This window comes from Streptomyces sp. CA-294286 (assembly GCF_050947155.1).
In the GTDB taxonomy this organism is placed as follows: domain Bacteria; phylum Actinomycetota; class Actinomycetes; order Streptomycetales; family Streptomycetaceae; genus Streptomyces.
In genome coordinates, this window is record NZ_CP192005.1 from 2,610,798 (window position 1) to 2,624,585 (window position 13,788).

Annotated in this window: 12 protein-coding genes; all 12 read right to left on the reverse strand. The window is 73.1% G+C overall.

Annotation, left to right across the window (positions count from 1 at the left end; genetic code table 11):
• Positions 1-85 precede the first annotated feature (85 nt).
• Complete coding sequence (locus ACQPZG_RS16320; protein ID WP_433546482.1) at positions 86-946, reverse strand: SDR family oxidoreductase; 861 nt, start codon at positions 944-946, stop codon at positions 86-88.
• A 52-nt stretch (positions 947-998) separates the two neighbouring features.
• Entirely contained in the window at positions 999-1,994 is a 996-nt protein-coding gene (locus ACQPZG_RS16325; RefSeq protein WP_433546483.1) for an alpha/beta hydrolase, read from the reverse strand.
• A 194-nt stretch (positions 1,995-2,188) separates the two neighbouring features.
• Positions 2,189-3,559: a kynureninase gene (gene kynU / locus ACQPZG_RS16330; RefSeq protein WP_433546484.1), complete on the reverse strand. Its 1,371-nt coding sequence runs from the start codon at positions 3,557-3,559 to the stop codon at positions 2,189-2,191.
• Positions 3,552-4,400 carry a tryptophan 2,3-dioxygenase gene (locus tag ACQPZG_RS16335; RefSeq protein ID WP_433546485.1) on the reverse strand — a complete coding sequence of 283 codons (849 nt, stop codon included), beginning with the start codon at positions 4,398-4,400 and terminating at the stop codon, positions 3,552-3,554. Before ACQPZG_RS16335 ends, kynU begins: the two co-directional genes overlap by 8 nt.
• Before the next feature lie 109 nt (positions 4,401-4,509).
• Positions 4,510-5,448, reverse strand: coding sequence for a DUF3152 domain-containing protein (locus tag ACQPZG_RS16340; RefSeq protein WP_433546486.1), 939 nt, complete (start codon positions 5,446-5,448; stop codon positions 4,510-4,512).
• Positions 5,449-5,736: 288 nt separating this feature from the next.
• Positions 5,737-6,150, reverse strand: a complete 414-nt coding sequence (locus ACQPZG_RS16345; protein ID WP_185034018.1) for a DUF3151 domain-containing protein — start codon at positions 6,148-6,150, stop codon at positions 5,737-5,739.
• 129 nt (positions 6,151-6,279) lie between these two features.
• Positions 6,280-7,302 (reverse strand): class II fructose-bisphosphate aldolase, encoded by a 1,023-nt coding sequence (fbaA, locus tag ACQPZG_RS16350; protein ID WP_433546487.1) that lies wholly within the window; start codon positions 7,300-7,302, stop codon positions 6,280-6,282.
• A gap of 243 nt (positions 7,303-7,545) precedes the next feature.
• Positions 7,546-8,085 carry an orotate phosphoribosyltransferase gene (gene pyrE, locus ACQPZG_RS16355; RefSeq protein ID WP_433546488.1) on the reverse strand — a complete coding sequence of 180 codons (540 nt, stop codon included), beginning with the start codon at positions 8,083-8,085 and terminating at the stop codon, positions 7,546-7,548.
• A 21-nt stretch (positions 8,086-8,106) separates the two neighbouring features.
• Positions 8,107-8,925 (reverse strand): aldose 1-epimerase, encoded by an 819-nt coding sequence (locus ACQPZG_RS16360; protein ID WP_433546489.1) that lies wholly within the window; start codon positions 8,923-8,925, stop codon positions 8,107-8,109.
• Positions 8,926-9,013: 88 nt separating this feature from the next.
• A complete protein-coding gene (locus tag ACQPZG_RS16365; protein ID WP_433546490.1) occupies positions 9,014-9,937 on the reverse strand; it encodes an SRPBCC domain-containing protein in 924 nt (307 codons plus the stop codon).
• Between the two features lie 317 nt (positions 9,938-10,254).
• Positions 10,255-12,252, reverse strand: a complete 1,998-nt coding sequence (locus tag ACQPZG_RS16370; protein WP_433546491.1) for a spermidine synthase — start codon at positions 12,250-12,252, stop codon at positions 10,255-10,257.
• Between the two features lie 96 nt (positions 12,253-12,348).
• Complete coding sequence (locus tag ACQPZG_RS16375) at positions 12,349-12,870, reverse strand: DUF2617 family protein (protein WP_433546492.1); 522 nt, start codon at positions 12,868-12,870, stop codon at positions 12,349-12,351.
• Positions 12,871-13,788 lie beyond the last annotated feature (918 nt).

Below are 13,788 nucleotides of genomic sequence, written 5' to 3' on the forward strand. Positions count from 1 at the left end.
TCCGCCCGTACGCCGACCTTCTTCGTCCGTCCCAGGTACTACGGGCCTCCGCCCCCGTCCGCAGCTCCTACAGCTCCTACAGCTCCTACTGTGCGCGGAACTCGTGCGCGTGCTCGGCCGCCCACTCCGCGAAGGTCCTGGCCGGGCGCCCCGTCACGTCCTGGACCGTCGTGGCGACCGTGCGCCCCTCGACCGGGGTGTCCCCGTACACGTACATCATGAAGTCGATGGTCTCCTGCGGCATGCCGGCCGCCCGCATCCGTTCCACCGCCTGCTCCTCGGTCAGCTCGACGAGGGCCACCTCGGATCCGCGCGCCTGCCCGAGGATGCGCACCTTGTCCTGGAGGGACAGCGTCTGCGGTCCGGTGATGACGTGGACCTGGCCGTGGTGACGGCCGTCGCCCTGCTCGTCCAGCAGGGCCACCGCCGCGACCGCGCCGATGTCGCCCTCGTGCACCATCGAGCTGAGCCGGTCCACGTACGGCTCCTCGATGCGGCCCCGGGTGCGGATGTCGTCCGCCCAGCCCAGTGCGTTCGCCATGAACTCCACGGGCATCAGAACGGTCCACTGCACGCCGAACCCGTTGCCGCGGACCGCGTCCTCAAGGGGCGACTCGCCACCGCCGTGCAGCACCGTCAGCCGCCGCACGCCCGCCTTCGCAGCCAGCGCCACTATCTCTTCACCCGTCGACAGGGGTGCGTAGCCCTCGCCGAAGACGATCAGGTGGGCCGCGTCGACGCCCTCCAGCGCGGGCGCGACGGACGCCGGGTCGGTCAGGTCGCCCCGGACGACCTCGACCTCCGCCGGGAAGTCCGCCTTCGCCGGGTTGCGGGTGAGGGCGCGGACCGCGGCGCCCCGGGCGAGGAGTTCGGCCACGACCTGGCGGCCGACCGTTCCGGTCGCGCCGGTCACGAGTACCTTCTGCACGTTGTTCGTGTTCGTCATGACAGGCACGGTAGGAGGACTTGCGGACAGGTACGTTCCGCGATGCGCGCGGCTAGTAGGCGAGTTGCGCGATCTCCTCCGCCACCACCGCGCACGCGTCCGCCGCCGGGTCGATCAGCGGAAAATGGCCGACGTCTTCGAGGAGGGTCAGACCGACGACCTCGCCCGCCTTGGCCGCCGCCTCCGCGTACGCCTCCGACACCTCCTGCGGAACAGTGGAGTCCGTGCGCCCCTGGACGATCGTCGTGGCGATGCCGGTGGGCAGGAGCGCCGCCGGGTCGGCGTACGCGCGCCGCTCCTGGTACCGGCCCTCACCGCCGAGGAGTTGGGTGACCGCCCCGCCGCACACACCGCGTTCCACGGCCGCCCGGAAGTCCGCGATGGGCGCGAGCGCGACCACCCCCCGCAGCGGCGGCGGCGACGGGAGCCGCCAGGGCGCGCCCTCGGGGAGTACGTGCCGGGAGGCCGCCCACAGGGCGAGGTGACCGCCGGCCGAGTGCCCGGTCAGGACGGTGCGCCGGACGTCCGCCCCGGGCAGCGCTTCCTTGGCCAGGCCCCCCATCGCGTCCAGGGCGGCGGCGACGTCGTCGAAGGTCTCCGGCCAGCGGCCCGCCGTGGGGCTGTCCGCGCCCTGCTGCGGGAGGGAACTCCCGCGCCGGTACTCGACGTTGGCGACCGCGAAGCCACGGCGGGCGAGGAAGCCGACGAAGGGGGTGATGTGCTGCCGGTCGTACGGTGCGCGCCACGCTCCGCCGTGCAGGACGACGACCAGCGGCGCGGGCCCTCCCCGTCCGGCGGCGGGTTCGCCCCGGGGCGCGAAGAAGTCGACGATCTGGTCGGGGTGTTCGCCGTACGGGAGGCTGACGTCCGGGGCGACGGGCGGACACGCGGGCGGCTCGTCGACGGGAGGCCCGGAGGCATGCTGTCCGGTAGCGGATCGCTCGGAGCCGCAGGGCGCAGGGCCGGGCTGCTCGGAATCCGAGTGCTCGCGGCCGGGGTGCGCGGGCGGCTCGTCGGGCAACGGCACACGGCTCGGCATGCTCGGCATACGGCTTCAACCTCCGGGCACTGGGGGGATGTTCCACGTGAAACATCCGCGTGGAACACACGCGGGACGTCCAGGAGAGCATCCGGGCGGGTCATCCATGTGGATCATTCAGCGGGGACGCTACCAGCCACTTTGCGCACGCGTGGCCACGCCGGGAACCATTCCCCCCGACGTGGCCACCCGCTTCGCAGGCCCTACAGCACCTCGGCGAGCACCCGCGCCGCCCGCTCCACGTCATCGAATCCGACGTACAGCGGAGTGAAGCCGAAGCGCAGCACGTCCGGGTGACGGAAGTCCCCGACCACGCCCCGCGCGATCAACGCCCGCATGACGTCGCCCGCGTCGTCGCACCGCAGGGCGATCTGGCTGCCGCGCTCGGCGTGCGCCGGCGGCGTCACCAGCTCCACTCGGCCCTCGGGCACGTACGCCCGCACGCACTCCACGAAGAAGTCGGTGAGCGCCAGAGACTTCGCCCGTACGGAGTCGATGCCGACTCCCTCCCAGACGCCCAGAGCCGTTTCGAGCGCCAGCATCGAGAGGATGTCGGGGGTGCCGACCCGGCCGCGGGTCGCTCCGTCGGCAGGGGTGAACTCCGGCGTCATCCCGAACGGGTTCGCGTGACCGGTCCATCCCGGCAGCGGCGAGTCGAAACCGGCCTGGTGGCGCGCCGCGACGTACAGGTACGCGGGCGCACCGGGTCCGCCGTTCAGGTACTTGTACGTGCAGCCGACCGCCAGGTCCACGCCGTGCTCGTCGAGCCCGACGGGCAGCGCGCCCGCGCTGTGGCACAGGTCCCAGACGGCGAGCGCGCCCGCCTCGTGGACCGCGGCCGTCAGCCCCGGCAGGTCGTACAGGCGTCCCGACCGGTAGTCGACGTGGTTGAGGAGGACCGCCGCGGTACGGGGGCCGAGGGCCTCTCGCACCTCCTCGGGCCGCACCGGACGCAGGGTGCGGCCGGTCATGCGGGCGGCGGACTCGGCGAGGTAGCCGTCGGTGGGGAACGTCGTCGCGTCGACGAGGATCTCGTCCCTGCCGTCCCCCGCCAACCGCACCGCCGCCACCAGCGCCTTGAAGACGTTGACGCTGGTCGAGTCGCCGACCACGATCTGGCCCGGGGCCGCGCCGACGATCGGCGAGATCAGGTCGCCGATCCGCTCGGGAGCCGTCCACCAGCCGCTCTCGTCCCAGGAGCGGATCAGCAGTTCGCCCCACTCGCGGGCCGCCACGTCCTGGAGACGGCCCGGAACGGCACGCGGCAGGGCGCCCAGCGAGTTGCCGTCCAGGTAGACGACCCCCTCGGGGAGGGCGAACAGCTCGCGGAACTTGGCGAGTTCGTCGGCGGCGTCGAGGCGCGCGGCCTTCGCCGCACCGACCTCCGCCGTGTCCGTACCGGCTTCCGCTCCGTGCGGCCCGGCCCCCACCGCCTGCGTTCCGGCCTCCGCTCCGTGCGGCCCGGCTTCCGCTCCGTGCGACCCGGCCTCCACCGCCTGCGTTCCGGCCTCCGCTCCGTGCGGCCCGGCCTCTGCCGCGTGCGGCCCGGCCTTCCCTCCGTGCGCCTCAGACATGGCTGCGCGCCGTCCACAGCTCGGGGAAGACGTTCTTCCGGGCGCGCTTCTCCAGCCAGGCCACCCCGGCGGAGCCACCGGTGCCGACCTTGGAGCCCATCGCGCGGCGGGTGGCGACCAGATGGTCGTTGCGCCATCGCCAGACCAGTTCGCCGACGTCCGTCAACGCCTCGCCGAGCACGACGAGTTCGGAGTGGTGGTCGCCCTGCGTGTAGACCTGCGTCCAGACCGCCTCGACCTCGGGCGACGGCTCGTACTTCTTGGACAGGTCGCGTTCCAGTACCTCCTGCGGCACGGGCAGGCCGCGCCTGGTCAGCAGGCGCAGCACCTCGTCGTACACGCTGGGCTCGTGCAGTGCCTTCTCCAGCTCGGCGTGCACGCGCGGTGCGCCCCGGTGCGGGACGAGCATCGAGGCCGACTTGTCGCCGAGCAGGAACTCCAGCCGCCGGTACATCGCGGACTGGAAGCCGGAACCGTCGCCGAGTGCGCTGCGGTAGCTGTTGAACTGCGCGGGGGTGAGGTTGGCGAGCGGCTTCCAGGAGGCGTTGAGGGCCTCCAGCTCACGGGTGGAGCGCCGGAGGGCGTCCAGTGCGACGGGGATGTCGTCCTGGCGCAGCGCGTCGGCCGCCGTCTCCCACTCGTGGACTATGACCGTGAACCACAGCTCCATGACCTGGGTGGTGACCAGGAAGACCATCTCTCCGGGGTCGTCGGAGAGGGGGTGCTGGAGGTGGGTGAGCACGTCCGCCTGGACGTAGTCCTCGTATGGTGTGGTGCCCGCGAAATCGAGGTTCGGGGTGTCCGAACCTTCGCTCCCGGGGGCCTCGGGGGTGTGCGTCATCGCATGCTCCTCGAAACGAACTTCCAGGTAGCGGTCCGCCCCTTCCTAGGATTTACGGAGCCCCGGTCCCTTGCGGGCAAGCATAGGCCGGGTCCGCAAGAGGTGCGTCTCAGAGGGCGGGACCGGAGAGGTATGCCCGGTTCGTGCCGTACGGCCACGCGTTGGAGCGGCACCCGTCCAGGCCCTTGATCTGCTGCATCATCACCGGCGCGGGACGGCCGGGACCGGGGCAGCCGAGGTGGCCGAGGCCAAGGGCGTGGCCCAGCTCGTGGTTGATGATCAGGTGCCGGTACTGGGCGGGCGGGCCGGCGAACTGCGGGGAGCCCAGCAGCCAGCGCCGCAGGTTCACCACGACGCCCTTGCCGGTCTCGCAGTTGAGCTGACCGCCGGTGTCCAGGCCGGCCTCGGCACAGAGCCGGTCGGCGGTGCCGGGGGTGGCGATGCGGATCACGAAGTCGGCTTTTTCGGTGACCAGTTGGAACCGGCCTCGGCCGTTCCTGGCCCAGCCGCGCGGGTGGGCCACGATCGCCTGTATCTCGGCGGCGGCCTCGTCCGGGAGGACCCCGCTGCCCTCCTCGACCTGCACCTCGTAGCGGCGCAGGGTGCCGGTGCCGACCGGGGTGCCGGAGATCCCGGCGGCGGTGAAGGTCCCGGATCCGGTCTCGGGCACCCGCGGGGCCCGGTCCGCGGGGTCGCGGGGACGGCTCGGCGGGTCCGACGACACCTCGCCCGGCGCGCGGTCGCCCTGCGCTCCCGCCGCTCCTGCCGCACTCGGCGGTCTCGCATCGGCCGTCCAGGGGGCACTCGGCTCTCCGTCGCCCTGCCAGGCGGCGGAGGCGTACGCGCCGCCGAGGACCGCGGCGAGGCTGAGCAGACCCGCGAGGACCCGTCCGCGCCGGGTGAGCCGGGTGCCCTCCGGCCGGCGGGCGTGCGGGGCACGGGGGTCCGGCGTCCGGTCGTACCGCGGATCGCCGTATCGCGAGCGGTGGTCCCGGGCGCGGTCGTGGGCGCTGCTCGGACGTTTTCGGCGGTCGTTGCGCTGGGCCACGGCAGAGCCCTCCCCTGGTCTTCGTTCCCGACTGGTGGGGGGAGCGGGGCGAAGGCCTCGGACGCCGGTAACGATCTTGGCTGCGGTCCGCCGATCGTACAGGCGTCCTAGTGGCCCGGCCGGGGAATGCGGCCGACACCGCGTGTCACCGCCGCCCGGAACCACCGCCTGCCCGCAGCGCCCCCGCCCCGACACACCGCTGCCCCCGCGGCCTGTGGACGGCCGAGGGGGCAGTGCCGCCCGCTTACGGCGTGCGCGGGCGTGGTGGAACGGGTGCGAGAAGGGCGGTCAGCCCAGCGTGTCCGCCGCGAGCGCCGACGAGTCGCGCAGGAACGTCGCGCAGCGCTCGTACTCCTCCTGCTCGCCGATCGCCTGCGCGGCACGGGCCAGCGCGTGCAGGGCGCGCAGGAACCCGCGGTTCGGCTCGTGCTCCCACGGCACCGGGCCGTGGCCCTTCCAGCCGGCCCGGCGCAGCGAGTCGAGGCCGCGGTGGTAGCCGGTGCGCGCGTACGCGTACGACTCCACGACGCTGCCCCTGTCGAACGCGCCGTCGGCGAGCTGCGCCCAGGCGAGCGAGGACGCGGGGTACTTCGCGGCGACGTCGGCGGGCGCCGTGCCGGATGCGAGCAGTTCGCGGGGCTCCGGGTCGTCGGGCAGGTGGGTCGGGGGCGGGCCCCCGAGGAGGTCCTGGTGAATAGCCATGCCCCCAGTCTGCCCTCCCGCCACGGCAACCGGCGCCCGTCCCCCGAAGTCGGTCCGCCCGGTGCCCGGCACCCCGGAGGAATCCAGGGGTGCCGGGGCCGTCCGGCGGGAGGCCCGCGCGCGTGCGGGCTACTTCAGGCGGGTGCCCGTGGAGCGCAGCGCCTCGCAGGCCTCGGTGACCCGCTTGGCCATGCCGGCCTCGGCCGCCTTGCCCCACGTGCGGGGGTCGTACTTCGACTTGGTGCCGACCTCGCCGTCGACCTTCAGCACCGCGTCGTAGTTGCGGAACATGTGCTCCACGACCGGGCGGGTGAAGGCGTACTGCGTGTCCGTGTCGAGGTTCATCTTCACGACGCCGTTGTCCAGCGCGGTGGCGATCTCCTCGGCGGTCGAGCCCGAGCCGCCGTGGAAGACGAAGTCGAACGGCGAGGTCTTGCCGTACTTCGCGCCGACGCCCTCCTGGAGGTCCTTCAGCAGTTCGGGGCGCAGCACGACGTTGCCCGGCTTGTAGACGCCGTGCACGTTGCCGAAGGAAGCGGCGAGCAGGTAGCGGCCCTTCTCGCCCAGGCCGAGCGCCTCGGCGGTGCGCAGGGCGTCGTCGACGGTCGTGTACAGCTCGTCGTTGATCTCGTGGCTGACACCGTCCTCCTCGCCGCCGGTCGGGGTGATCTCGACCTCAAGGATGATCTTGGCGGCGGCGGCCTTGGCGAGCAGCTCCTGGCCGATGGCCAGGTTGTCGGCCAGCGTCTCGGCCGAACCGTCCCACATGTGGGACTGGAAGAGCGGGTTCTCACCGCGCGCGACGCGCTCGGCGGAGATGTCCAGGAGCGGGCGGACGTAACCGTCCAGCTTGTCCTTGGGGCAGTGGTCGGTGTGCAGCGCGACCGTGATGTCGTACTTCGCGGCGACGATGTGCGCGAACTCGGCCAGGGCGACCGCACCGGTCACCATGTCCTTGTTGTGCTGGCCGCCCAGGAACTCCGCACCACCGGTGGACATCTGGATGATGCCGTCGCTCTCGGCCTCCGCGAAGCCGCGCAGGGCGGCGTGCAGGGTCTGGGACGAGGTCACGTTGATGGCCGGGTAGGCAAACTTCTCAGCCTTCGCCCGGTCGAGCATCTGGGCGTAGACCTCGGGGGTTGCGATGGGCATCTGTCCGCTCCTTGGGATATGCGGGTGTGCGTGCTGGTCCCTGACCTGGGGGCGACGTCATCGTCGACCCTCATCTTTCCAGACTCTCCACGGGACTCCACCCCGCGGAACCCGGCAGGCGGCCCGCTCCGCGCCCTCCGCAACACACGAAGGGCGTCGTGTTTCACGTGAAACACGACGCCCTCTCGCGAAACACCAGGTCACAGCCGCGCAAGAGCAAGGAAGCGACCTTCAGTCAGCGCGTCACTCCAGGCCCAGGTCCGCCAGCCGGTACCCGGTCAGGTACGGCACACCCGCGTCCGCGAGGGCCTTGGCCGCCCCCCGGTCGACGATGGTGGCGACCGCGACGACCTCGCCGCCCGCCTCCCGTACCGCCTCGACCGCCGTCAGCGGCGAGCCGCCGGTCGTCGACGTGTCCTCGACGACCAGGCAGCGCCGGCCCTTGACCTCGGTGCCCTCGATGCGCCGCTGCATCCCGTGCGCCTTCTGCGCCTTGCGCACGACGAACGCGTCGAGCCGCTGCCCGCGCGCGGCGGAGGCGTGCAGCATCGAGGTGGCGACCGGGTCGGCGCCGAGCGTGAGGCCGCCCACGCAGTCGAAGTCCAGGTCGGCGGTCAGGTCGAGCATGACCTGACCCACCAGCGGCGCGGCCTCCCCGTCCAGGGTGATGCGGCGGAGGTCGATGTAGTAGTCGGCCTCCAGCCCCGAGGAGAGGGTCACCTTGCCGTGCACCACGGCCTTGTCCTTGATCTGCTGGAGCAGGTCAGCGCGTACGTCAGTCATGCCTACGAGCTTAAGTGGGCGCTACCCGAGCCGCCGCCACGACCAGGTGGCGGCGGCCTCCAGGGGGTCCACCGGCGTGACCAGTCGGGGCAGCGTGTTCAGCCCGTTGGGCGGGCCGGTCTGCGGCTCCACGCACACGGCGGCCGCCTGCTCGTCGTACACGACGACCCACTCCTCGCGGCTGGTCACCCTGATCTCCAGCTGCTGCGGCCAGGTCAGGGTGACGTCGACGCCCTCGGGCATGCCGAAGCAGTCGTCCCACGGGCTGGGGAGGGGGTCGATGCGGCGGCCGGTGGGGAGGTGGTCGTCGCCGCGCTCCTCCTGCCAGGCGGCGTCGAAGGACAGCTCGACGTCCGCGCCGGAACCGAAATTGCGCCGGAACCAGGGGTGCCAGCCGACCTGTGCGGGGAAGGAGTTGTCGTACGTCTCGACGCCCATGGTGAGGGTGAGCGCGTCCGGGGTGAGCCCGAAGGTCTGGGTGACCCGGCCCGCGTACGGCCAGGGGCTGGTGAGGTCGTACGTGAAGGACGCGGACGCGGCGTCGCGGTGCACGGTCCGCCACCGGGTGTCGCGGCCGGTGCCGTGGATGGCGTGCGGCGGGGAGTTCAACGGCAGCTGGTGGACCTTCTCGCCGTCGCGGAAGATCCCGTTCTCGGTACGCCCGCACCAGGGGACCATCGGGAAACAGCCGAACGGCTTGCCGTTCTCCGGCTGGCGCAGCACCTCGGTGGACCCGATGCGCAGGCTCTCGATGCGGCAGCCGTCGGCCGGGGAGACGGTCAACTCGACGTCGCCGGCGCTCAGCAGGACACCGGGATGCTTGTTCTGTTCGCTACTCACACTTCGACAGTACTCAGCTCGGGGCCCTGCCTTGACCCACTTGTGCCTGCTCGTGCCGGTGGCCGCCCCGCGGGGGTTCCGGGGCGGCCTACTTGCGGCGGCGCAGCACCCTGCCGACGACCACCGCGGAGGCGACCGCGAGGGCGGCGGCCGGGGCGAGGCGGCGCAGCGTGTACGGGCCGGAGGCGGGGGCGGGCGCCATGACCGGGGCGTACCGGCCGCGCGGCGGCGCGTGGTCGACCTCCTCGGCGCTGCGGCCGATCATCGTGCGGCGGGCGTGCGCGGCTTCGGCCGGCGGCTCCTCGGGGAAGGCGTCCGGCAGTTCGCCGGGGATCCCTTCGAGGGCCGCGCGCAGGGCTTCGTCCTCGTCCTCGCGGAGCGCGTCGGTGTCAGGAGCGGGGCGTGCGCCCGCGCCGGTGCCCGGGAGCGGGTCGTCGAAGGACAGTTCCTCGCCGCCGAGGCGGTCGAGCGAGGGCGGCTGCGCGTCCGCCTCGTCCGGGGAGGGTCCCGGGGCGGCGGGTCCCGCGGGGGCGGCGGGTCCGGTGGAGGCAGCGGGCTCGGTGAGGTCGGTGGCCTCGGTCCCCAGGCGGGCGGCGAACCGGTCCAGTAGGCGGTGCACGGCGGCTTCGACGGCCGGGACGTCGAGTTCGGCGATGCGGCCGTCGCCGTGGGCGGTACCGGTGAAGAACAGGGTCGTGCCCCGGTCCGGGGCTTCCCCGGTCTCCTCGGTGCGTACGGTCAGGGCGAGCTTGACCGCGCCGTTGCCGCGGGCCTCCGTGCCCTCGCCCTCGACCGAGTACGCGCCGGGCTCGTCGGCGGCGGTGATGCCGAGGGTGCCGCGGTAGGTGATGGTGTGGCCGCCGACCCGGACCTTCATCCGGCCGGACAGCGGCGGGGACGTCTTGTCGGCGTCCTGCTGGAGTCCTGGCACGCAGCGGGCGACCCGGGCGGGGTCGGCGAGCGTCTGCCGTACGGCCTCGGGCAGAACCGGAACGAACACCTCATGCTCCATGCTGGCTGAGCCTACTCAGGTGGGGCGTGGACATGCATGACTCCGGACGCAAGTTCTGCGGGCGGATTCGCGGTCCGTGGGCCGGCCGGGTGGCCGCTGTCGCCCGCGGAACCGGTCCCGCCTGCGCCTCGCGCCCCAGCGCCGCAGCCGATCGACACACACCTCACAGACCACTCCCCGAGCGTCGCAACCGGCCGACACACACCTCACAGACCACTCCCCCAGCGCCATAACCGGCCGACACACACGTCACGCGCCGCTTCCCCTGCTGCGGCCCCTCGGTGGGCAGGGGCGCGCGGGGTGGACGCTCCGGTGGCTCAGTGCGCGTAGCGCGGATGGACCAGGGTCGAGGCCGGTACGCCGCGGACCCGGGACTCCTCCGCCGACCTGGCTCCCGCGCGCAGGACCGAGGGAGTGAGCGCGCGGAGGGCGGGCGCGTCCGGGGGCAGGTCCAGGGCCGGCCGGGCGGGGGCGGCGAGGATGAGGCCCCAGTCGCGGGGCGCGCGCCCGTTGCCGGAGGAACGGTCGGGCCCCGCGCTGTACCCGGAGACCTGTCCGGTCGCCAGGTACGGCCGCGTCGCGAGGCCCGCCGCGCGGAGGGTGGCGTCGACCGTCCAGTACACCCGCGGCCTGGCGCCGATCGGCCCGGCGTGCACGACGATCCGTCCCTGCGGGGCCAGGACGTCCGCCGCGAGGCCGTAGAACTCCTGCGAGTAGAGCTTCGTGGAGGCGGTGATGCCCGGGTCGGGGAGGTCGGAGATCACCACGTCGTACGGCGGATCGGCGTACGGCGCCGAGCGCAGCCACTGGAACGCGTCCGCGTGGACGACACGCAGCCGGGGATCCCGGTGGACGCCGCCGTTCAGGGCGCTCAGCGCCGGATCGGTTCGGGCGAGTTCGACGACGCCGGGGTCGAGGTCGACCAGGGTGACCGAGCGGACGTCCGGGTAGCGCAGCACCTCGCGCGCGGCCAGACCGTCGCCGCCGCCGAGGATCAGCACTCGCGCGTGCCCGCCGCGCATCGCGGGGTGGACGAGCGCCTCGTGGTAGCGGTGCTCGTCCCGGCCGGAGACGCGCAGCCGGCCGTCCAGGAAGAGGTCCAGGGGCCCGCGCGGCCCGCCGGTGATGACGACCTCCTGCACGTCCGTCTGGACCGCGACGCGGACCCGGTCGCCGTACACCGCCCGCCTGGCCGCTCGTTCGAAGTCGTCGACCAGCACGGTGGCGGTGGCGAGCCCGGCGAGCACGGCCACGTTGGCGACCACCAGCAGCCAGCGTTCCCGGCGGGTCAGTTCGCGCCGGAAGAGCCACAGGACGAGGGCCCCGCCGGCGGCCGTGTTGATCGCTCCGGTGACCAGGGCGCCGGTGAGCTGGCCCAGCATGGGCAGCAGCAGGAACGGGAACGCGAGCCCGCCGACCAGCGCTCCCACGTAGTCCGCGGCGAACAGGTCGGCCACGTCGCCGCTGGCGTCGTCCTCCGCCTCCACCGTTCCCGCAGCGCCCGGCGCCTCCGCCGCTCCCGAGGTCCCGGCCGCCGCCGCGGTCCCGGTGGCCGCCCCCGCGGTCTGCACCGTCCCCGGCGCCCCGGGCGCTTCCCCGGCCCCCTTCCGCGCACGGGACGCGTCCCCGCGGTCCTGGCGGCCGATCCACTGGATCAGCGTCATCAGCAGCGGGATCTCCGCGCCGATGAGGACGCCGATGGCCAGCGAGAACGCCACCAGGACGTACCGCGCACCGCCGAACCAGGCGAACGACGCGTACAGCACCAGTGCCGAACTCCCGCCGACCGCCGCGAGTCCCGCCTCCAGCAGCCCGAACCCGACGGCAGCCCGGCACCTCAGCCGTTTCGCCAGCAGCGAGCCGACGCCCATCGCGAAGACCATGGTGGAGAGGACCACGGACGCCTGGGTGACGGAGTCGCCGATCAAGTACGAGGCGAGGGCGACCAGTTCGAGTTCGTACACCAGCCCGCACGCGGCACAGATGAACACCACGCCCAGCACCAGGAACCGGGCCGCCCGGGGCCGCACCGGCAGCCGCCCCACCGCCCCGGCCCGGCGCTGCGGCGGCACTCCGCCGGAACCGGAGCGGCCGGCGGCGGCAGCCGAGGGGACACCGGCAGCCGCCGTCGAGTCGCCGGCGTCGGCGCGTCCGTCGGCGCGTCCGTCCTCACGTCCGTCGGCGCGTCCGGAAGAACCCGCGGCCCGCGATTCACCCGCGAGGGAGCCTCGACAGCCGGGAGGGTCCCCGGAGCCCGAAGGGGCCACGGCGTCGGAGGGGTTGGGGCCGGCTGAGGCGGAGGCCGGTTGGATCATGCGGGGAACGCTACGTCACCGCGTGCTCGCCACCTGTCACCCACAAGGGTGCTCCTGGGGCTTCCCGCGCATACCACCCGCACTCCCCGTCACCCCTCACACCGCGGCCGGCACCCGCACCCCCACTCGGGTGCGCGTGACCACCAGCTGCCCCTCCTGCGGATAGGCGTGCCAGGTGCGCCAGCTGACCTGGTCGCCGTCCTCGCGCTGGGCGAGCAGGGCGGTGAAGGCGTGCGGGCTGCCCGGGAACGTGCCGGCGAGACCGTGGGGATGGTCGGCGACCAGGGCGAGCAACTCCTGTGCGCGACCGGCGAAAGCGGCCTCGTGGAGCGTCTCGACGCGGGCGGCGAACTCGTAGTCCCAGTGGCCGACCTGCTTGGAGACGCCGAGCGGGAGCGGGGTGCGGCTGCCCGGAATGCAGGCGACGGTCTCGGAGCAGTACCCGTCACCCTCCTCCAGGAGGATCTGGTGGGAGGCGCCCAGGAGCCGCAACTGGAGTTTCGCGCCGCCGAGTTCGAGGTCCAGCACGGCCAGGGCGGGCAGCGCTTCGCGGCCCAGCGCCCAGGCGAGGTCGGAGGCACACGTGTCGGTGTAGTCGGTCTTGAGGGTTGTGAGCATGAGGGGGCTCCGCAAACGCGCAGTGGGGGGATGGACCGGGGCACGCCGTGAGGGACGGGATGGAGCTTGGGGGGGACCGCCCGCTGGGGCGCACCGAGGGCCGGGGGGATTCCGAGGGCCGCGTGATTCCTGTGGACTTGCGCAGGGTTTCGTGGACTGGGTCACAGGAAGCACGGAGCATCGCGGGAGAAATCGGGAAGAAGCCGGGCGGAAAGTAACCGAGGGTGAGTGAGGGGCGACTGACGATTTTTCAACAGCGAGGGAATCACGAAGCGCACGGCGCTCCTAGCGTTTTTACCCAACTTGGCGTGGTTTCCATCCCCTGGGGGGCCACACGGATCAACTGTTCAACAAAACTGCGCCCGGCCGGAGTTCGGGACGGCGTACAGCCGTCCCTTCGTCCCGCCGGGCGCGCGCCGCGCTCCCTCAGATGTGCGACGTCGGATCAACGGTCCGACGGATCAGCGCAAGCGGCCCGCTCGCCGGCTGCGGGGGTCGGCTCCGCAGCGCCTGGAGGCGGCAACCGCCCCGGGTCAGCTGCCTCCGCAGCCTCCCCCGCCGCCTCCACCCCCGCCGCCGCACGAGGACCCTCCCCCGCAGGACGTCGCGCTTCCGCAGCCGCCTCCACCGCCCCCGGCCCACCAACTCCCGCCGCCTCCGCGGGCGGAGCGCTTCCGCAGTGAGGTCGACGGGCGTACGGGACGCTTCGCCGCCTTCCTGGCCCTCGCCCGCATGCCGACCAGAATCAGGCCCGCCACTCCCAGCGCGATGAACAACGCCATGGCTCCCCACCGTCCTTCCGTTCCCCCGTCGAGCGGCAGATCGCCCGAACGTGTCCTGGGGATTCCCGCACGCCACGACGACCAAAGCACACTTGAGCAACTCCAGAGGTTCCGCGCAGGATGGCGCCATGACCTC

Excerpts from the sequence above, each read along its gene's own strand:
- ACQPZG_RS16320 (WP_433546482.1), bottom strand. The coding sequence starts at position 946 with ATGACGAACACGAACAACGTGCAGAAGGTACTCGTGACCGGCGCGACC.
- ACQPZG_RS16325 (WP_433546483.1), bottom strand. The coding sequence starts at position 1,994 with ATGCCGAGCATGCCGAGCCGTGTGCCGTTGCCCGACGAGCCGCCCGCG.
- kynU (WP_433546484.1), bottom strand. The coding sequence starts at position 3,559 with ATGTCTGAGGCGCACGGAGGGAAGGCCGGGCCGCACGCGGCAGAGGCC.
- ACQPZG_RS16335 (WP_433546485.1), bottom strand. The coding sequence starts at position 4,400 with ATGACGCACACCCCCGAGGCCCCCGGGAGCGAAGGTTCGGACACCCCG.
- ACQPZG_RS16345 (WP_185034018.1), bottom strand. The coding sequence starts at position 6,150 with ATGGCTATTCACCAGGACCTCCTCGGGGGCCCGCCCCCGACCCACCTG.
- fbaA (WP_433546487.1), bottom strand. The coding sequence starts at position 7,302 with ATGCCCATCGCAACCCCCGAGGTCTACGCCCAGATGCTCGACCGGGCG.
- pyrE (WP_433546488.1), bottom strand. The coding sequence starts at position 8,085 with ATGACTGACGTACGCGCTGACCTGCTCCAGCAGATCAAGGACAAGGCC.
- ACQPZG_RS16365 (WP_433546490.1), bottom strand. The coding sequence starts at position 9,937 with ATGGAGCATGAGGTGTTCGTTCCGGTTCTGCCCGAGGCCGTACGGCAG.
- ACQPZG_RS16370 (WP_433546491.1), bottom strand. The coding sequence starts at position 12,252 with ATGATCCAACCGGCCTCCGCCTCAGCCGGCCCCAACCCCTCCGACGCC.
- ACQPZG_RS16375 (WP_433546492.1), bottom strand. The coding sequence starts at position 12,870 with ATGCTCACAACCCTCAAGACCGACTACACCGACACGTGTGCCTCCGAC.